18 protein-coding genes and 1 tRNA gene are annotated in these 19,468 nt (G+C 57.6%); 7 read left to right on the top strand and 12 right to left on the bottom strand.

Going from position 1 to position 19,468, the window contains the following annotated elements:
* Window positions 1-144: 144 nt before the first annotated feature.
* The 5 genes from WHJ28_RS00155 to WHJ28_RS00135 form a co-directional block, all read right to left on the bottom strand.
* Window positions 145-1,260 carry a DUF6329 domain-containing protein gene (locus WHJ28_RS00155; RefSeq protein ID WP_209345325.1) on the bottom strand — a complete coding sequence of 372 codons (1,116 nt, stop codon included), beginning with the start codon at window positions 1,258-1,260 and terminating at the stop codon, window positions 145-147.
* A complete protein-coding gene (locus WHJ28_RS00150) occupies window positions 1,257-2,465 on the bottom strand; it encodes an antirestriction protein ArdA (protein ID WP_235396094.1) in 1,209 nt (402 codons plus the stop codon). Before WHJ28_RS00150 ends, WHJ28_RS00155 begins: the two co-directional genes overlap by 4 nt.
* Window positions 2,465-3,175: a hypothetical protein gene (locus WHJ28_RS00145; RefSeq protein ID WP_209345327.1), complete on the bottom strand. Its 711-nt coding sequence runs from the start codon at window positions 3,173-3,175 to the stop codon at window positions 2,465-2,467. Before WHJ28_RS00145 ends, WHJ28_RS00150 begins: the two co-directional genes overlap by 1 nt.
* A 97-nt stretch (window positions 3,176-3,272) precedes the next feature.
* A complete protein-coding gene (locus tag WHJ28_RS00140; protein WP_235396092.1) occupies window positions 3,273-3,806 on the bottom strand; it encodes a hypothetical protein in 534 nt (177 codons plus the stop codon).
* Between the two features lie 394 nt (window positions 3,807-4,200).
* Window positions 4,201-4,292: transfer RNA gene (locus tag WHJ28_RS00135), tRNA-Ser, on the bottom strand.
* A 534-nt stretch (window positions 4,293-4,826) separates the two neighbouring features.
* On the opposite strand from WHJ28_RS00135, the gene WHJ28_RS00130 reads away from it, so the two are divergent.
* Window positions 4,827-5,396 carry a xanthine phosphoribosyltransferase gene (locus WHJ28_RS00130; RefSeq protein ID WP_340039110.1) on the top strand — a complete coding sequence of 190 codons (570 nt, stop codon included), beginning with the start codon at window positions 4,827-4,829 and terminating at the stop codon, window positions 5,394-5,396.
* A gap of 10 nt (window positions 5,397-5,406) precedes the next feature.
* The gene (locus tag WHJ28_RS00125; protein WP_340039109.1) at window positions 5,407-5,796 is read left to right on the top strand and encodes a PaaI family thioesterase; all 390 of its coding nucleotides are present in this window, start codon (window positions 5,407-5,409) and stop codon (window positions 5,794-5,796) included.
* A gap of 32 nt (window positions 5,797-5,828) precedes the next feature.
* Here the strand turns inward: WHJ28_RS00125 and ytvI are convergent, their stop codons facing one another.
* Window positions 5,829-6,911 (bottom strand): sporulation integral membrane protein YtvI, encoded by a 1,083-nt coding sequence (gene ytvI / locus WHJ28_RS00120; protein WP_340039108.1) that lies wholly within the window; start codon window positions 6,909-6,911, stop codon window positions 5,829-5,831.
* Window positions 6,912-7,085: 174 nt separating this feature from the next.
* Between ytvI and WHJ28_RS00115 the strand changes: the two genes are divergently transcribed.
* Genes WHJ28_RS00115 through WHJ28_RS00105 form a run of 3 tightly spaced genes read left to right on the top strand, consistent with a single transcriptional unit; the run spans window position 7,086 to window position 10,042 of the window.
* Window positions 7,086-7,526: an ACT domain-containing protein gene (locus WHJ28_RS00115; RefSeq protein WP_340039106.1), complete on the top strand. Its 441-nt coding sequence runs from the start codon at window positions 7,086-7,088 to the stop codon at window positions 7,524-7,526.
* A 28-nt stretch (window positions 7,527-7,554) separates the two neighbouring features.
* A complete protein-coding gene (locus WHJ28_RS00110) occupies window positions 7,555-8,766 on the top strand; it encodes a homoserine dehydrogenase (RefSeq protein WP_340039105.1) in 1,212 nt (403 codons plus the stop codon).
* A gap of 52 nt (window positions 8,767-8,818) precedes the next feature.
* Window positions 8,819-10,042 (top strand): aspartate kinase, encoded by a 1,224-nt coding sequence (locus tag WHJ28_RS00105; protein WP_340039103.1) that lies wholly within the window; start codon window positions 8,819-8,821, stop codon window positions 10,040-10,042.
* A gap of 52 nt (window positions 10,043-10,094) precedes the next feature.
* Here the strand turns inward: WHJ28_RS00105 and WHJ28_RS00100 are convergent, their stop codons facing one another.
* From WHJ28_RS00100 to WHJ28_RS00080, 5 genes are all read right to left on the bottom strand, one after another.
* A complete protein-coding gene (locus WHJ28_RS00100) occupies window positions 10,095-11,435 on the bottom strand; it encodes an MATE family efflux transporter (protein WP_340039102.1) in 1,341 nt (446 codons plus the stop codon).
* Between the two features lie 98 nt (window positions 11,436-11,533).
* The gene (locus tag WHJ28_RS00095; RefSeq protein ID WP_340039100.1) at window positions 11,534-11,779 is read right to left on the bottom strand and encodes a GNAT family N-acetyltransferase; all 246 of its coding nucleotides are present in this window, start codon (window positions 11,777-11,779) and stop codon (window positions 11,534-11,536) included.
* A gap of 6 nt (window positions 11,780-11,785) precedes the next feature.
* Window positions 11,786-12,097 (bottom strand): hypothetical protein, encoded by a 312-nt coding sequence (locus WHJ28_RS00090; RefSeq protein ID WP_340039098.1) that lies wholly within the window; start codon window positions 12,095-12,097, stop codon window positions 11,786-11,788.
* On the bottom strand, window positions 12,090-13,400 hold the full coding sequence (locus WHJ28_RS00085; protein ID WP_340039096.1) for a 2-hydroxyglutaryl-CoA dehydratase: 1,311 nt from the start codon (window positions 13,398-13,400) through the stop codon (window positions 12,090-12,092). Before WHJ28_RS00085 ends, WHJ28_RS00090 begins: the two co-directional genes overlap by 8 nt.
* An 18-nt stretch (window positions 13,401-13,418) precedes the next feature.
* Complete coding sequence (locus WHJ28_RS00080) at window positions 13,419-16,355, bottom strand: acyl-CoA dehydratase activase (protein ID WP_340039095.1); 2,937 nt, start codon at window positions 16,353-16,355, stop codon at window positions 13,419-13,421.
* A 245-nt stretch (window positions 16,356-16,600) separates the two neighbouring features.
* Between WHJ28_RS00080 and WHJ28_RS00075 the strand changes: the two genes are divergently transcribed.
* Both WHJ28_RS00075 and WHJ28_RS00070 read left to right on the top strand, forming a co-directional pair.
* Window positions 16,601-16,927: a PadR family transcriptional regulator gene (locus WHJ28_RS00075; RefSeq protein ID WP_340039093.1), complete on the top strand. Its 327-nt coding sequence runs from the start codon at window positions 16,601-16,603 to the stop codon at window positions 16,925-16,927.
* Complete coding sequence (locus WHJ28_RS00070; RefSeq protein ID WP_340039091.1) at window positions 16,920-17,912, top strand: HAAS signaling domain-containing protein; 993 nt, start codon at window positions 16,920-16,922, stop codon at window positions 17,910-17,912. The genes WHJ28_RS00075 and WHJ28_RS00070 overlap by 8 nt, the downstream gene beginning before the upstream one ends.
* 52 nt (window positions 17,913-17,964) lie before the next feature.
* On the opposite strand, the gene malQ is transcribed toward WHJ28_RS00070, so the two are convergent.
* Entirely contained in the window at window positions 17,965-19,443 is a 1,479-nt protein-coding gene (gene malQ, locus WHJ28_RS00065; protein ID WP_340039089.1) for a 4-alpha-glucanotransferase, read from the bottom strand.
* Between the last annotated feature and the right edge of the window lie 25 nt (window positions 19,444-19,468).

The following is a 19,468-nucleotide window of genomic DNA, read 5'->3' as shown; positions in this document are numbered from 1 at the left end:
TACCACGCTGATTCTCGAAAGTCCATACTTATTTTCCTTAACACTAACTGCGGCGGAAACCCACCAGGACCTGCCGAGCTATAATTCTGCACCCAGCGGCTTGGCTCATTTCCTGCAAGGGCAATTTTGACCTCCTATTATAGACTACATGCTTTGCTGGGACTGCGTCTGATTTGGAAAGGGCGTACTGATGCGTCGCACAAAGCCAAATTCGGTTTGCTGGACATCGTCCTCCTCCATGTAAGCCTCACCGAGCCGCTCGAAATCCGTGTAGAGTTCAAGAATATCGAGAACGTCTTCATCGACGCCGAATCGCCGCAGAACCTGCTTTCCATATTCCTCCTGGTCGTCAGGGACACGCTCATAATCGTCCAGCTCCAGCGCCAGATCCAGAGCGGCGGGAAAGTCCTCCGGCTGCTCCGCTGACAGGACGGCAAGGTATTTCAGCAGCTCGCCGTCTGTCTGTCCCATCTCCCGCACGGCCATCGCCAGCTCGTTGGCGGACTCCACGCTGACGCAGTCCACAGGAATATGTTCTTCCAGATAAGGGACGAGAAATTCAACCGCTTCGATCCTGGCCTCCGCGAAGTCCGTGATCCCAAGCTGTGCTTTTGCGGCGTCCAACTCTGTTTCCTCTGCGGGAAGATGCAGAACGCAGACTGTCCCGGTGGTTTCCAGCTGGAGCCGGATCACCGAATCCTCCTTTTGTTCAGGCTCTGCTGACTGTTTGCGCAGGACATAGCCGCTGTAGGTATAAGCGCCGCCTCGGTCGGCATAATACTCTGCGCCGATCTTGGCAAAATCCAAATACGGCCATGCTTTTTCCGGAAACCGGGGATCGCCGTGGAGCAGTCCGGCAGCAGCCACATATTTACCAAGATCGGTATCCGAGCTCACATTGGGGATGATGGTATATTCCTCCAGCGACTCTGAGACACGAAGCACATCATCCAGCCCGTTGACGCTTTCGGCATCCAACGCTCCGGCGAAGATATCCCGCTGACGCTTGCTCATCCCGCCGATCCTTTCGGCCAGCGTGTTGAGCTTTTGCATGTCCTCTCTGCTGTTCAGGTCCGCATAGCGGACATACTGCCCGATATTGGCAACCGGGCTTTTGACATCCAGGATTCTGACATCCCCGGCATAGCGGCTGACTGTATCCAGCAGGGCGAACGCCTCGCCGATCTCCGCGGGTGTTGTGGGAAAGCGCAGGCGGACGCCCTCCTGGTTATCCCCGCGGGTCAGATGCAGTTCGATCATGACAAGCCTCCCATCTGCGGGCCCTGCTCCATCTGCTCTGTTGGGATGTTCCGGGCCACAATCTCGCTGATCTCCTGCGCTGTCCCCAGGTAGGCCACATAGCCCCGGTCTCCAAAAAGCCCGCCCTCCTCCCGGATACGGCGCTCTCCGTAGCTCTGGTAGTTGATATAGTCCTCCAGATTTGGGTCCACCTCAAAATGGCCGGACTCCTGGATCATATAACGCCCATATTCCTCCGCGGTGCTGATGTCCGGCACCACCGTAAACTCGTGAAGATTTTCCGCCAGGGCCAGGATCTCCTCCGGCGTCTGGGGCCAGACTGTATCGAAAACAGTATGGAAGTTCTCCATTGCCTGCCCGTCGAACTTTCGCAGGTGCCGGGTCAGGGCGTTCAGGGCAGCCAGATGCTCATTCAGAGGATATTCACGCTCAAAGACGCTCCGGACCGCGTCGCTGAGTTCGGCGGTATCCAAGACTGCAATACACTGCTCCGGCCTGTCCGCGCCCAGCCGCCGCACCGCGCGGGCGATCTTGCTCTCCGCGCAGGGGAAATAGAGCGTTTCCTGCTGCTCCGGCTTTCCGATCACCGAAAGCGTTACAGAGGCCGCGCAGTCCTCGTAGAAAAACTCCGGGAGATGGCGGCCGTCATAGATACTGGACAGCCGCATGCCGTTGTCATACACCACGCCATAGGGTGTGACTGTCCCGCCTCCGCCCTCAATGAGCAGCAGCGCAGTCTCATATCCGTCCAGAGCGTCCAGTTCTTCCGTCCTGGCGCAGCCGCCATGCAGGTTCATGTAGTGGTCACGGCCTATGGCCTCCAGATCGGAGAAGTCCGTGATCACCGTGGCCTGCTGGCAGCAGAAGGTCAGGTTGATAAAGTCTGTCATATCCCGAAGATCCAGCTTTTCCGCCATGGCCTGAAACTGCGCGGCCTCACCAACATCAAAGCTGTCCAGCCGCTTTGCCAGGTAGTCCAGCTCGTCCAGATTGACGGTGAGCATCTCCATTCGCTTTAACACGGGAAAACTGCTGCTGATCTCCATGACCTGACAATCCCGGTGGACGGGATCGCCGATCTCCAGTGCGGATAGAAGCTCAACACAGTGGTCATATTCCTCGTTGGGGATGGGGAATGGGATGGTGGCCACGCCATATTCAGGATGCTCCTGATTGGCCAACACCGCCTGCACCAAGGGAGCCATCAGACCTCACCTCCCGTTCCGCCGATGGTGAACATGGCCTTGCCGTAGTGGGCGATCAGCATCGCGTCCAGGATCAGCGTCAGGGCGGTATCATCCACCAGCTCTCGGTCGCATAGTTCCTGGAATGAGATGTACTGGTGGTTTTGATAGAGCCCCTTTGCCGCCTGATAGAGCACATATTCCTGCTCACTCATCGCCCGCACGGTGTCCCACCCGCTGAGGCGGATGCTCCAGAGGCCAAAGATATTCGGTACGGCGCGGCAGAGCGATTCTGTGGCGGTCAGCAGGTACATGGTAGCCAGACGGCGCCGGCCTGTGTCATCGCCATGATGACGGAGCAGATAGGGATAATAGAACAGGAAGCGGGAGGTGTGGGCGGCGTCATAGTAGGCGACTGCTTTCTTGTTGGAGAGCAGCTCCGCGATCCGCTCTCCCAGCCTGCCGCTCTGCCAGTTCCGATAATAGTCAGCCGCCAGGGAGGAATAGGTGACCGCCCCCGCCTCCGCACGCTCCTCGATCCAAGGGCATACCGGCATGGTGCATTGCTTTCTTCTGTATTTGGTGCAGTGCTTGCAGGCCACATCCTCGGGCCGGTAGCGAAACCGGCAGAGGATCATTTGGCCTCCGCCGCGAGGGGAGAAGTGGGGCGGCGTCATCATCTGCCGCTCCAGCCCCGCCAGAGGGGTGTCTCGCAGGAAGTATTTCGTCACGTGCTGTCCTTTCCGGATGGGACCTTTATCCCGAAAGGGCGGCAAAAAAGGCCGGCGTCCCAAACGGGATACGGCCTTGTCCTGTGTTGATGATGATTTAGAATTGCTGGGTCATGCCCTGATATTCCGTATCTTCTGCTGCCTCCAATTCCTTCTGATTTGACTGGCTGACCAGCTCTGCCAGGGCAGGAACCGCACATTCGATCTGCGCCGCCACGCCCTCCAGCAGCTTTTGGCGTTCCGCGGTGATGGGATAATGATTCTCCAGCGTTTCGTGGACGCAGCGGTAGACCTCCGCAAGCTGCTCCTTAGAAAAAAGCTGGTGCTTGTCCAGCAGGCCGGAGCGGATGGCAAAGTCCCGCTTTGCCGCCTGATAGTCATTTCCAGCATAATGACCTTGCCACAGGCTGGTACGCTCATTGATCCACGCCCAGGTGGTGAATTGAACGCCGTGTTTGCCGGGGAGGGCGGCAAGCACAACATCATTGAACTCCGCCAGTACTTGATATGGTTCGTGCAGGCTGTCCGCTTTCAGCAATGGGGCTTTATCCAGGAGAGTCATGTACTCCCTGACCGTGGCGGCGATATCCGCGGCCCGGTCACAGGCCAGCTCGGTATCTGAGTCGGTCATATCCTCCTGTCGGTATCGGATGCCGCCTGTGCTGGCGACTCGGCACAGAGGCTGGTCGTTCCACTCTACCGGGAGAAAACCATCCTGTTCTGGCAGGACCACAAAGCCCGTTTGCCGGAGGCGGAGGGCCAGTTCGGAAAAATAAGATTTATTTGCTGTCGTTTCTGTTTTCATACGCATTCCTTTCAAAAATTAAAGCCGAAGCTGTTGAACAACTTCGGCTGGGCATATTGCTGTATCTTGTACGGCTGGAGGCGGGTTCGAGTCTGATCTGTATTCGTTTTTCCTCGGCAAATAGTCAAAGTTCAAGGCCCTTTAGCATTCGAGCTAAAGGGCCTTGAAAGGCTTGAAAACTCTTGCTTTTTCTGCAAATAGTCTTTTTCGCCTATTGGTTTGGCGGAGGTGAAGAGATTCGAACTCTTGCGCCGGCGAAGCCGACCTACCGGATTTCGAATCCGGACCCTTCAACCACTTGGGTACACCTCCATTTATTGAAAATCGGTCGCCCGATTTACAACCTGTTTATTCACTTTTCGGGAAAACTGTTAGCATTCTGTTAGCGTTTTGCGTTTTTTGCACTTTTTCTAAATCCTGCAATCCCTTGCGGCACAAGGATTTGCGGTTTTCCGCCGTGCCTTCATGAGTGACGATTTCGAGTGCGGACCCTTCAACCACTTGGGTACATCTCCAAATCGGTTACTTCCACAGGAACTCCATACTCATTCAGGAGAAAACTACGCGCGGATAAGTGAGCAAAATCACCGGAAACAATCGAAAACCAATCACTTCTCGCAAACAAAGCGACCAAATGCCCCATCCATTTCAAGCCAGCCCCATCCAGCCCGGTTATGACCACTTCAATACCACTACATTTTAATGAATTCTACGACACCATCCGCTTGGTGCCGTAATGTATAAGATACCTCATTTTCGTTTACTTGTCAATATTGCAGCCAGGCATGAAATAAGATATAATTAAGTTCATATATAAGTAACCTGACATATATGCAGGAGGAGATCATGGAAGAACTAAAACGACGCATACTCAGCGAAGCGATCGTGGGTGAAGGCGATATCATCCACGTTGATATGTTCCTCAACCACTGCATGGATATGGAATTGATGGAACGAATGGGCGCCGCCCTTGCCAAGCGATACCGGGGCCAGCGCATCTCAAAAGTGCTGACTGCGGAAAGTTCCGGCATCGCGCTCGCCTGCTTTACCGCCCGGGCACTTGGTGTACCGGTGATTTACGCCAAAAAATTTCAAACCGGATACATTGATCCCGATGTCTATTCCGCAGACACCCATTCCTTTTCTCTGGACAAGTCCTACACGCTGCGGGTGTCCAAGAAATACCTGACCGAAGAGGATCAAATCCTGTTGGTTGATGATATTCTGTCCAACGGTCAAACGATGCTCAGTCTTTTAGAGTTGGTGTCCAAGGCCGGCGGAGAAGTCGCTGGTGTAGGCGTTGCCATTGAAAAATCCATGCGGGAGGGCGGTCGGGTCCTGCGCCGGATGGGTATCCGGGTAGAGGCACTAACTACCGTGCAGGCCATTGAACATGGTCAAATTATTTTGGCATAAGGAGACCCCTATGGAAAACACCACCCAAGCCCTATTGCCCAACGCTTTTGCCATTTTTAACGGCATTCGAACCAGTTCTTCCGCTCCCAACCATGGAGAGGCCGTGCTCACCCTGGGCCCTGATAGTCTGAATCCTTATGGTCTGCTGCATGGCGGCGCTTACTACACTATGGCTGACAGCGCCTGTGGAACCGCCTGCCGCACCGATGGAAGAAACTACGTCACCTTGCACGGCGGTTTGAATTTCATCCGTTCCGCCCGCAGCGGCACCGTGACCGCCCGGGCAGTAATCCGTCATCGAGGCCGCAGCACCTGTCAGGCCGATGTGGAAATCACAGATGAAAGCGGAAACCTGTTGGCCACCGGCAACTTCACCTTCTTTTGCATTGGCCGGCATTGAGCCCTTTATAACAGGGCATTCGAGGGATGGCTTCAATGCCGTCCCTCTTTCTTTCCCGCCACTTCATCCCGGTCCAACCAGATCTGCCAGCCGATCATGGTCAGTACCGGCATCAGGATCATGCCTGCCACGCCAAAGATCTGAAATCCCACATACATACTGACCAGAGATACCAGAGGCGGCAGCCCGACGCGCTTTCCTAGCAAACGAGGTTCCAAGCCCCCCCGAACCAGCGTAACCACCCCATAAAGCACCATCAGGCCCAATCCCAATGGCATCCTCCCTGCCAGCAGAGAAACCAGACTCCAGGGCAGCAGTACCGCACCACTTCCGAAAATGGGCAGTGCATCTACCAAGGCAATCACCCCAGCTAACAGCAGTGCCGCCTCCACCCGCAGCACCAAAAGGCCTACAGAGAGTTCTACAAAGGTAAAGAGAATCAGAATTCCCTGGGCCCGCAGCCAACTGCCTGCCGCCCCGGATGCTGCCCGCTGCCAGCGTTTTATCCGCTCCTGCCACGCCGGCGGCAGCTGTTGGGCAGCAGCTTGCAGCCCAGGACGACCAGCCATTATGAAATAGGAGGCCAGGAAGGTTGTAAACAGAAACAACCCCGCCGCCGGCAGTGCGGTCAGAAGTCCTCCCACGCCTCCCGCCAGATTCTCCCCTGCCCAGGACGGAAACGCCAGAATACCCCGAACCGTCTCTTCTGCCACCTGTCTGGCTGGCTCACGCAGTTCCGCAGGCAGCGCCACAAAGAGGCGGTATAGCCACATCTCTGCCCGTTCCGCCCAAACATTCAGCTCTGTCAACAGCCCAGGAAGCCGCCCCAGCAGCGCTATTAGTTCATACCACAGCCTCCAGGCCAGCAGTGCCGCCAGACCGCCTGCCAGACCTGCCGCCCCCAGCAAACACGAGGCTGCCGCCCACCGGCGGGGCAGCCTCAGGGAGCGGATAAGCCAACCTACAACCGGTTCCAGCAGCCATGCCAGCACCGCAGCCGCCAAAAAGGGCGCTAACCAGGGCAACACCCACCGTGCACCTGCCCAAGCCCCCACCAAAACCAGTCCGATCCACAGCAAGCGGACCACTCGCTCCAGATACCTGTCTTTCCCCATTCCGGCGCCCCCTTTCTATATTATGTATAAAATGACGAAATTTGCGTCAGAAACTCAGAAGATATCGGCACGCCAGAAAAACTTGGCCCTTGCGGCACAGACTTTATTGTGCTAAAATAGGCTCCAATACAAGAACAAATGCTTTTCTAGCATGGACAAGAGGAGGTCCATAGAATGGGCAAGGCACCAGCCTATTTCATTATTGAGGCCAGCGCGCTGCCTGAAGTATTTCTAAAGGTGGCAGAAGCCAAGCGTCTGCTGGAGACCGGCGAGGCCGGAGCCGTCAATCAGGCGGTCCGCCGGGTAGGGATCAGCCGCAGCGCCTTTTATAAATATAAGGATGCGGTCCGACCCTTCAACGATATGCTTCATGGACGGATCGTCACCTTCCAGATCGTGTTGAAGGATGAGCCGGGCGTATTGTCCGCGGTCTTGAATATCTTTGCCATCACCGGCGGAAATATTCTGACCATCAACCAGGCTATCCCGGTCAGCGGCTGCGCGGCAGTGACCATTGGGGCGGAGACTTCCGGTCTTCAGATTTCTATGGAGGAACTGCTGGAGCGGCTGTTGAAGGTAGAGGGCGTCCTGCGCAGTGAGGTAATATCAGGGTAACACCCTTTTGGAGTAAGGAGGCATTGTAATGGTGAACGTAGCGATTCTGGGTTTCGGCGTGGTAGGCTCGGGTGTGGCGGAGGTCCTGGCCACCAACGGCCCTCACATTGATAAAAAGGTGGACGATCTGATTCGCCTGAAGTATATTCTGGACGTACGGGACTTCCCCGACAGTCCCTTTGCCGACAAGGTCATCCACGATTTCAGCATCATCGAGAACGACCCCGAGGTCAACATTGTAGTGGAGACCATCGGCGGTGCCAAGGTAGCCCTGGACTTCACCCGCCGGGCTCTGGCCGCCGGAAAGAGCGTGGTCACCTCCAACAAGGAACTGGTGGCCGAGCACGGCTGCGAGCTGCTCAAGCTGGCCCAAGAGAAGGACGTCAGCTATCTGTTTGAGGCCAGCGTAGGCGGCGGAATCCCCATTATCCGCCCCCTGAACCAGTGCCTGGCCGCCAATGAGATCGAGGAGATCGCCGGCATTCTCAACGGCACCACCAACTATATCCTGACCCGGATGATTCGGGCTGGTCTCAGCTTTGATGCTGCCCTGAAGGAAGCCCAGCAGAACGGCTACGCCGAACAGGACCCCACTGCCGACATCGAGGGTCACGACGCCTGCCGCAAGATCTGCATCCTCTCCTCCCTGTCTTTTGGCCGGCACGTCTATCCCAGCCAGGTGCCTACCGAGGGCATTACCGGCGTCACGCTGGCCGACGTGGCCTATGCCGATGCCTGCGGCAAGAAAATCAAACTGCTGGGCCGGGCTATCCACCGACCCGACGGGAAGGTGTGCGCCTTTGTGGCGCCCCATCTGGTGGATGTGGAGAACCCCCTGGCCGGCGTAGAGGATGTGTTTAACGCTATCGCTGTCAAGGGCAACGCCATCGGCGATGTGATGTTCTACGGCCGGGGCGCCGGTAAACTCCCCACCGCCTCCGCCGTGGTGGCCGACGTCATTGATGCCGCCCGCCATAAGGACGCCAAAAAACGGATGGTATGGGCCGAGGGCGGCGACGATGTGGCCGTCCCCCCCACCGACCTGGAGAGCGTCTGGTATGTCCGGGCTGAGGGCACGCTGGAGGCCGTGAAGGCCGCCTTCCCCGACTGTGCTCTGCTGCCCCGTGCCGGAGCGCCGGAAAATGAATTTGCCTTCCTGACGCCGTCCATGAGCCGTCCTACGCTGGACGGCAAGCTGGCCGGGCTTAAGCCCTGCTCCGTGTTCCGTGTGCTCGACTGAGCGCATAGGATATCGTAAGAGATTTCACCTGATTTAGGGGGTACAAACGCCAATGGGACTCATTGTACAAAAATTCGGCGGCAGCTCCGTGGCTGATGCAGACCGCATCCGCAACGTGGCTCGCATCATCACCGAAACCTACCGCCGGGGCCACAATGTTGTGGCTGTGCTTTCCGCCCAGGGAGATACCACCGACGACCTGATCGCCAAGGCCGCCGAGATCAACCCCAACGGCTCCAAGCGAGAGATGGATATGCTCCTCTCCACCGGCGAGCAGATCTCCTGCTCTTTGTGCGCCATGGCCATCGAGGCCATGGGCTACCCTGTCATCTCCCTGACTGGCTGGCAGGCCGGATTCCGCACCAACTCCGTATACGGCGACGCCCGCATCAAGCGGCTGGACACTGAGCGGGTCCTGGCGGAACTGGATAAAAAGTGTATCGTCATCGTCACCGGTTTCCAGGGTCTGAACAAGTACGACGACATCACCACCTTGGGCCGAGGCGGCTCCGACACCTCCGCTGTGGCTCTGGCCGCCGCCCTCCGGGCGGACCTGTGCCAGATCTACACCGATGTGGACGGCGTGTTTACCGCCGATCCCCGCCATGTGACCGGCGCCTTCCAGCTGGAAGAGATCACCTACGATGAAATGCTGGAGCTGGCTACTCTTGGCGCCCAGGTCCTGCACAATCGTTCGGTGGAAATGGCCAAACGCTACAGCGTCAATCTGGAGGTTCTCTCCAGCTTCTCCGGCAAGCCCGGCACCAAAGTCAAGGAGGTTGCAAAAACCATGGAAAAAATGCACGTCAGCGGGGTGGCCTGCGACAAGAACGTGGCCCGTCTGGCCGTTGTGGGGCTGGCCGACCAACCCGGCATCGCCTTTAAGATCTTCTCTCTGCTGGCAAGAGAGAAGGTGAACGTGGATATCATCCTTCAGTCCATCGGCCGCAACAACACCAAGGACATCAGCTTTACCGTGGGCAAGCATGATATGGACCGCTCCAAAGAGATTCTGGAGGCCCACAAAGGTGCGCTGGGCTTTGACCACATTGACGTGAACGATTCCATTGCCAAGGTGTCCATCGTGGGCGCCGGCATGATCCATAATCCCGGCGTAGCCGCCAAGATGTTCGAGGCCCTGTACAATGCCGGCATCAACATCAACATGATCGCCACCAGCGAGATCAAGGTATCGGTCCTGGTGGATCTGCCTGAGGCGGATCGTGCCGTACAGGTCATTCACGACCGTTTCTTCCATGAGTTTGGCGGCAACTGATCGCTCCTGCCATCACAAAAAACCGGCCCGCGCAGCAACGCGGGCCGGTTTTTTATTGCAGCAGAGATACTTTTTTGTGATAGACCATCCGATAGAGCAGCAAGGCCACGCCACAGGAGATGACTTCCGCCACCAGGAAGGACAGCCATACCAGATCCGCCCCCAACCAGCCGAAGGTCAGTGCCGCCGGGAAGAGCAGGATCACCTGCCGCAGCAGAGAGATCAGCAGGCTGGCATTGGCAGACCCAAGGGCCTGCAGCGCAGAGCACAGGATAATGGAAACGCCTGCAAACAGAAAAGACAGGGCGATCATACGAAGAGCCGCCGTGCCGGCTGCAAGCAGCTCACCGTTGGCGTCAAACAGAGTCAGCAGCGGCCCGGCCAAAACCAGCAAAAACAGGGTGCCAGCGCCCATAATGACTACCGTCAGCACCATGGAAAAACGCACTGTACCGGTGATGCGCTCCTTGCTCCTGGCACCATAGTTAAAGCTGATGATGGGCACCAGCGCATTGTTCATGCCGTAGAGCGGCATGAAGATGAAGGACTGGATCTTGTAATAGGCGCCCAGAATAAAAACGCCAAAGGAGGTAAACAGGGGCAGGATCAGATTCATGCCCACGGTCATCACACTGGACAGGGACTGCATCAAAATGGCCGGAAAGCCCACCCGGAACATGGTACGGATGATCTCCCCGTTGGGGCGAAAGCCCCGGAAGGAGAGCTTGACCAGCTTGCTGCGCCGCACCATCCAGAAGCTGGCCACCAGACCCACGATCTGCCCCAGAACGGTAGCCAGCGCCGCTCCCGCCACCTCCAGCCGCGGGAAGGGACCAATACCGAAAATGAGCAGCGGGTCCAGGATCAGGTTGACCACCGCACCGATCCCCTGAATGATCATGGGACCTACCGTGTCCCCTGTAGCCTGCAAGGTGCGCTCGCCTGCAAACTGCATACATATGCCAATGGAGAGGCCGGTAACAATAGAGAGGTACTGCACGCCGTAGTCGATCTGCCGGGGCGCCTCGGAAAAAAGGCACAGGAAGGGCCGGGCAAAGGCCACGCCCAGTACCATAAAGATCAGCCAGCAAACCACATAAACAAAATAGCCATTGGCCGCTACCTGATCCGCCTCCTGCTGCCGCCGTTCGCCCAGGCGGCGGGCCAGCAGTGCGTTGAAGCCCACACCCACACCTACGCAGACTGAGATCATCAGCATCTGAACTGGATAGACCAGCGCCAACGCCTCAAAGCCGTCCCGGCTCAATTTGGCTACAAAGAGGCTGTCCACCAGATTGTACAGCGCCTGGATCAGCATGGACAGCATCATGGGCCAGGACATATTAAGCAGCAGCCGGCGTACCGGCATCACCGCCATCTTGTTTTCTTCCACCCAAATTCCTCCTATCATTCTCTTTCTGTAAAAATCGGGGCGTGCTGACGCACGCCCCGATCTGTTCCTTCCCAGCGGCGTGGCAGCCCGCTGGGCGCTTATAAACTTCTGATGTAGCGCAGGTCGTTACAAACCATATTGTGGGGAAAAGGCACCTTCTGCACAGTGCCATCCCAAGTAAAGCCGTGCCGTTCATAGAACCGGCGGGCCCCTTCATTCTCCTTCAGAACAAACAGGGCACAGCCTGGATAGCCAGTCTCGCTCAGGCGGCGGACCGCCTCCTCCAAGAGCAGCCCTCCATACCCGTAACCGGTTCTGGCAGGCTCAACGTAAAGGGAAATCACCTCACCTCATCCGCTGTAATTGGAGGACTTGATCACCAATTCCTCACTTTGTCGGGGACTGGGACCGCTGCGGATGGGACCGTAGTTACAGCACCCTATAGAAACGCCATTTTCGTAAAGCAAAAGCCCTTTGCACCTCTTGGCAGCATAGTCTTCCCGAAAAAACGGAATCCAACGTTCCTCCGTGATGACCTCTCTCAAGTAGTCCTCTGGTACAAAGCCCGGATAAGCTGCCCGCCACCCTCTGCAATGGATGGCGCTCATAGCAGCAAAATGCTCTTCCGAGCAGGCATCCACAAAGCGCAGGTGATCAGACATGGACCTCTTCCCCTACCGTCTCAGCCTCCTGCTGAGCCGCCTGCCGGGCCAGAGCCCGGGCGTTGGCCAGCATCAGCTTGATACGGTTTTCCTGGTTGATCTTGGTGGCGCCGGGGTCATAGTCGATAGCCACAATGTTGGAGTTGGGATAGTCATCCTTCAGCTTGCGGATCATACCCTTGCCCACGATGTGGTTGGGCAGGCAGCCAAAGGGCTGGGTGCACACGATATTAGGCGTACCAGTGTGGATGAGTTCCAGCATCTCGGCGGTGAGCAGCCAGCCCTCACCCATTTTGTTACCCTCGCCCAGGTAGCCCTTGATGAGCCGGCGCAGATCCTGGAAGGTGCCGGGAGCCCGGAAGCCACCCCGCTTCATGGCGTCGATCATGGCCCGCTGGCACTTCTCTACATAGTGGCGCAGGGCGGCACAGGCGGTCTTTTTGGCCCACTTTCCGCCATAAATGTCCACGTCCACTTCCCGATTGTAGATCTTGAAGATGATAAAGTCGGTAAGGCCGGGCACTACCGGCTCCGCCCCCTCAGAGAGAAGGAACTGCTCCAGGTTGTTATTGCCCAGCGGGGAGTATTTGATGTAGATCTCGCCCACCACGCCTACCCGCACCTTGGATTCTCCCTGCACCGGGATAGCCTTGAAGGCTGCCACAATGTGGTCAAAGTTCTCCACCATGCTCTTGAAGGACAGGCCCTTGCCTTTGCTCATCTCCTCCAGCAGGTGGCTCTGCACCGCCTCGATGGTACGCTCGGTCTGCCCCTCCTCCACCTCGTAGGGGCGGACCTGGTTGGCCGACTGGACGATGATATCGCCGTACATCAAGCCAAAGATAGCCTTACGGATGATGTCCAGGTTCAGTTTAAAGCCGGGATTCTGCTCCAGGCCCGACAGGTTGAGGGAGATGACGGGAATATACTCCAGTCCCGCCTTCACCAAAGCCTTGCGCAGCAGGTGAATGTAGTTGGAGGCCCGGCAGCCGCCGCCGGTCTGTGTGATAAGCAGGGCCACCTTATGGGGATCATATTTACCGCTCTTTACCGCATCAATGAGCTGCCCAATGACCAGCAAAGCGGGATAGCAGGTGTCGTTATGGACATACTTCAGGCCCTCATCCACGATGTTGCGGTGGTTGGTGGTCAGCATCTCCAGTTTATAGCCCTCCTGCTCCAAAACGCGGGCAATCAGGCCAAAGTGGACGGGCAGCATGGTGGGAAAGAGGATGGTGTACTCTTCCTTCATCTCCTTGGTGAACAGCAGCCGCCCCGTCTTATCGTAAATCAGTTCAGCCATAGTAACATGGTTCCTTTCTCAGTCCTGGTGCTTACGGGCGTCCATAGCCGCCATCAGAGAGCGAACGCGGATGGTGACGGCTCCCAGATTGCTGATGTCGTCGATCTTCAGCTGGGTGTACAGCTTGCCGCCGTTTTCCAGAATGTCCCGCAGCTCATCTGTGGTGATGGCATCGGTACCGCAGCCAAAGCTGACCAGCTGCACTACCTGCATATCAGGCTGAGTACAAACATAGCGGGCGGCGTTGTACATCCGGGACTGGAAGGTCCACTGATTGAGCACCTTGCGGGGGGCGTAGCCCTCCAAATAACTGAGGGCGTCCTCGGTGACCAGCACAAAACCAAAAGAGGTAATGAGATCATTGATTCCGTGGTTGATCTCCGGGTCAATGTGGTAGGGACGACCGCAGGCCACAATGATGGGCATATCATGGGCCCGGGCGTACTCAACATAGCGCTTGCCCGTCTCCCGCACATCGTGGAGATAGGTGTCATAGGCCGTGTAGGCCGCCTTGGCAGCCGCCTCAGTCTCCCGCTTGGGGATGTTGAATTCCTTCTCCATAATTGTGGCAATGCGTTTGGAAAAATCCTTATGCCGCCACAGGCCCACATAGGGATCCAGGAATTTGGTCTGTTTAAGCATAGGCACGTTGGCGGCCAGCAGCTCGGGATAATAGGCCACCACCGGACAGTTGTAGTGGTTATCGCCGATGCCCTCATCGTTGTTGTAGGACATACAGGGATACCAGATGGCGTCCACGCCCTCCTCCACCAGGGCCTCCACGTGGCCGTGGAGCAGCTTGGCGGGATAGCACACCGTGTCCGACGGGATGGTATGCTGGCCCTTCAGATAGAGTTTACGGGAGGACTCAGGGGACAGCACCACCTCAAAGTTGAGGCGGGTAAAGAACTCAAACCAGAAAGGCAGGTTTTCGTACATATTCAGGCCGAAGGGGATGCCCATCCGGCCCCGGACGCCGTTGCCGGCCCCCTTGCCCTGAAGGGCCCGCAGCCGCTTGTACTTATAGTGCATCAGGTCGGGGTTCTCTGTGCGCTCCTTGCCCAGGGGGCGGGAGCAGCGGTTACCCGAGATGAACCGCCGCCCGCCGTCAAAGGTGTTGACGGTGAGGGAGCAGTGGTTGGTACACAGGTTGCAGGTTACGGGCTTGGCCGTGTGGGAGAAGGACTTCAGGTCCTCCGCCGTCAGGATGGCACTCTTGTCCAGATGGAGGTCCCGGGCAGCCAGTGCCGCACCGAAGGCGCCCATGATACCAGCGATGGTGGGCCGGGTCACATTGCGGCCCAGTTCCAGCTCAAAGGCCCGCAGCACCGCATCGTTGTGGAAGGTACCGCCCTGGACTACGATATGCTTGCCAAGATCATCGGCGTTGGCAGCACGAATGACCTTGTACACGGCATTTTTCACGATGGAGATGGACAGGCCGGCAGAGATATCTTCCACACTGGCCCCGTCCTTCTGGGCCTGCTTCACCGAGGAATTCATAAACACGGTGCAGCGGGAGCCCAGGTTTACCGGGTGCTGGGCCAGCAGGCCCAGCTTGGAGAAGTCAGCGATGTTGTAGCCCAACGCCTTGGCAAAGGTCTCAATGAAGGAACCGCAGCCGGAGGAGCAGGCCTCATTGAGCATGATGGAGTCCACCGCACCGTTGCGGATCTTGAAGCACTTCATATCCTGGCCGCCAATGTCGATAATGAAATCCACGTCAGGATTAAAGTGACGGGCGGCATTGTAGTGGGCCACCGTCTCCACCAAACCGGCGTCGCAGGAAAAGGCGTTCTTAATGAGTTCCTCGCCGTAGCCGGTGACCGCCGCTCCCTTGATGGCAATGCGGTCACCGCACAGGCGGTAGATCTCCTTTAACTGATCCAGCACGATGGCCACCGGGTTACCCAAATTGGAGTGGTAATAGGTGTAAAGCAGGCCGCCGTCGGCAGTGATGAGAACCATCTTGGTGGTGGTAGAGCCGGCGTCAATCCCCAGCCAGGCATCGCCGGAATAGGTGTTAATGTCCACCTCCGGGGGATGCATGGCGTTGTGGCGGGTCAGGAAGGCGTCGTACTCAGCCTGGTCGTGGAACAGAGGCGGCATGGTATCCACCAATCCCACATTGTCCACGCTTTTCTCCAGCCGGTCCAGCATCTGGTCAAAGGAACATTCGGCGAAATCGGTGGCGCACAGAGCCGCACCGATGCCGGCAAAACAATCTCCGTCCTCAGGGAAAATGGCGTGGGCCTCGTCCAGCTTCAGGGTCTCCACAAACCGCTGCCGCAGGCCCTGGAGGAAGTGGAGAGGGCCGCCCAGAAAGACGATCTTGCCCTTGAGCTCGCGGCCCTGGGTCAGACCGGCCACGGTCTGATCCACCACCGCCTGGAAGATGGAGGCCGCCACGTCCTCTTTCCGGCCGCCCTGGTTCAGAATGGGCTGGATATCACTCTTGGCAAATACGCCGCAGCGGGAAGCAATGGGATAGATCTTCTCATGCTTCAGGGACAGTGCGTCCAGTTCATTCACCGTCACATTCATCAGAGTGGCCATCTGGTCGATGAAAGCGCCGGTACCGCCGGCGCAGGAGCCATTCATCCGTTCCTCCAGCGCACCGCCAAAGAAGATGATCTTGGCGTCCTCGCCGCCCAGTTCGATGACGGCATCGGTATCCGGTATGTAGGTGTTGACAGCAGCGGCGGTGGCATACACCTCCTGTACAAAGTCGATGTCCGCCGCCTTGGCCACGCCCAGACCGGCGGAGCCGGTGATGGCGATGCGCACTTGTCTGCCCCGCAGCTTCTCTTCAATGGAACGCAGGGTCTCTGCTGCCCGCTCTCTGGCCTTGGAGTAGTGCCGTTCATAAGAGCGGAAGAGCAGCTTGTTCTCCTCGTCCAATACCACCACTTTTACTGTGGTGGAACCAATGTCAATTCCAATCCGCAGACTCATAGATTCACCTGGTATCCTTATTATAAAGAATTTCGTAGCCTTCATAATATAACAAAAAAATTTTTTTTACAAGAGCAAACCTTCAAAATACAGGAAGTTCCGTATTCGGAAAGAATTGTGCCCAAAAATTTTCTTCCACACCCCGGCTACCGGCGCACTTTTCACAAGGCCATTTGTTATACATCATTGTTGACAAACAATATTATACGTCATATAATATTGCCAAACAGAAAGGGGGTCTGGCCATGATCTTTCCACTGGGCGCTCCCCTGCTGGACGCCTGTGTGCTGGCAGTACTGGCTGAGGGAGACACCTACGGCTACCGTCTGACCCAGCGCATGAAGGAGCAGGTGGAGTTGTCGGAGTCCACGCTCTATCCCGTTTTGAGGCGTCTGCAGCAGAGCGGCTGCCTCACCGTCTATGATAAACCCTTTCAGGGCCGGAACCGGCGCTACTACGCCATCACACCTGCCGGCCAGGCGCTGTTGTCCGGTTATCGAGAGGAGTGGATACGCTACCGGAGCCAGATCGAGGCGCTTCTGCTGGAGAAAAAGGAGGAGGACCATGAATAAGGCAGAATTTTCAAAAGAACTGCGTGACATTCTGGCGGGCAAGCTGCCGCCGGAGGAACTGGACGACGTGCTCTCCTACTATGAAGCCTATTTTGCCGATTCCGAAGAGGATGAGGAGACCGTTGCAGAGCGTCTGGGCTCCCCCGCCTCGGTGGCGGAGCAGGTGCTGAAAGATCGGAACGAGCCGCCCAAAGAGATACCCACGCCCCAACCCGGCAGGCAAAAAAGCCAGATTTTTCTGCCAGTCCTGGTGATTGTTGGAGCCGCCATTCTAGCCCTTCTCCTCTACGCTCTCTTGTTCCGCCCGCAGACCTCCGTTCCGGTCCTTCTGCCCGGCCAAACGGGAAGCGCCGTCCAAACTCCTGCCGTTCAGGAGGATTGGGAGGGCGAAGTGGAACCCTTCTCAAAGCTGGACATTGCGATCGGCCTGGGCAACATTCAGGTGGAGGAAGGCGACCAGTGGCATCTGCGTCTGATCAACCGGGGGTGGGACAGCCGGTATGACGCCTCTCAGGAATTGAAGTACAGTCAGGACGGCGATACCCTTTCTGTCTGGAGTACATCGGACAACATCGCCTCCGGCGAAAGTTCTCCCGATGTGCGGGTCCTGGTCACCGTTCCCACCGGAACGATCCTGGAGCGGGCCGACCTGTCGCTGGGCATGGGCAATCTCACCTGGGACGACTGTGCCGTAAAAGGCCGTCTGCGGGCTGAGTGCGGCATGGGCAATCTATCCGTGTCCGCTCCGGTGGAGGAAACCGCGCTGACCACCGGCATGGGTAACATAACCCTGGATCTGGCCGGCAGCCAGGAGGATTACACCTGGGATCTGACCGCCAGCAGCGGCACCATCCGGCTTAACGGGGAAACGACCCAACCCTACACTGTCAGCGGCGGCGAAGGAAAACACAAGCTGTCCCTGACCAGCGGTATGGGCAACGTCAGCCTGCAGTTCAGCCGGATCCCCACCGCCCAGGCCAAATAGCGCGATAACAAACAGCCCGCCCCGCCGCATCTGCGGCAGGGCGGGCTGTCGTTTATCTCCGGTAAGTACGGGTAATTCTGGCCAGTTTTCCGGATACTGTGGGGTTAAGCGCGTCTGCACGCACCCGCCAGGACCAGTTCTGGTCCCCCAGGGTGCCGGGGGCGTTGACCCGGGCGTCCCCGCCCAGGCCCAGCAGATCCTGGAAGGGAGCGATGGCCAGACGGCAGGGGGACATCCAGGCCCCGCACACCGCACCCCAGCCGAAGCCCTCATCCTCCCGCAGGCGCAGGTAATCGAAGGCGTACTGCCGCTCGTCCGGGTTGGCCTCGGTAAATAGCCACTGGACAAAGGTGGGAGTGTCGTGGGTGCCGGTATACATCACCGCGTCCCGGGGGCAGTTGTGGGGCAGATAGGCGCTCTCCCCCACCGGATCAAAGGCGTAGACCAGCACCTTCATGCCGGGCAGGCCGCTCTGGGCGATATAAGCCAGGGCGTCGGCATCCAGGTCCCCCAGATCCTCAGCAATGAGGGCCAGGCCGGGCACGTTTTTCAGCACGTCCAGCAGGTCGTTGCCCGGCCCCTTCTCCCAGTGCCCCTCCCGGGCGTCCTTGGCACCCTCGGGGATGGACCAGTAGGTATGGAAGGCCCGGAAATGATCGATACGCACCACGTCGTACAGTCTGGCCATATGGGCTCCACGGCGCTTCCACCAGGCAAAACCAGTCTTTTTATGGTAATCCCAGTCATACAGGGGGTTGCCCCAGTGCTGGCCCTTGTCGGAGAAGGCATCCGGCGGCACACCGGCCACGCCGGAGGGGCGCATATCCTTTTTCAGCTGGAAGAGCTCCGGATTGCCCCATACTTCGGCGCTGTCGGGGGAAACATAGATGGGCAGATCTCCGATGATGGAGATGCCTTTGGCATTGGCGTAGGTTTTGACCGCCCTCCACTGCCGGAAAAACAGATACTGCAGAAAAACCTGGAAAGCACACTCCTCCGCCAGCTCTTCCCGGCATTGAGCCATTGCAGCAGGCTGACGCAGACGAACTTCGTCAGGCCAATCGGCCAGTTCCTTACCACCAAAGTACTCCTTCAGTGCCATAAAGAGGGCGTAGTCGGGCAGCCAGTCCGCCTCCTGAGCTTCAAACTGCTCCAGTTGGGGAGCATACTTCGCCCTACCCCGCTCAAAGGCCTTCCGCAGAAGGGGAAGCCGCGTCTCATGGAGCCAGGCATAATCCACCCGGTCCGGGTTGTCCCGGCAGGCGGAGCGCAGTTCATCCTGGGTCAGCAAAGCTTTCTCCGCCAGCTCATCCAGATCCAGAAACAGGGGATTACCGGCAAAAGAAGAGGGAGACATATAGGGAGAATTACCCCCGCCCGGCGGCACAAGGGGCAGGATCTGCCAGAATTTCTGGCCTCCGGCCTCCAAAAAGTCAATAAACTGCCGGGCCGGCTTGCCCAGCGTGCCGATGCCGTAAGGCCCCGGCAGGGAGAATACGGGAAGCAGGATCCCGCTGGCTCTTGCTTGCATAAACAGGCCTCCACTTCATTGATTA

The sequence above is a fragment of the Flavonifractor porci genome, from assembly GCF_037572415.1.
GTDB classification, from domain to species: Bacteria; Bacillota; Clostridia; order Oscillospirales; family Oscillospiraceae; genus Flavonifractor; species Flavonifractor porci.
Note: the sequence above shows the minus strand (reverse complement) of the source record. Positions and strands in the feature narration are given on the sequence as shown.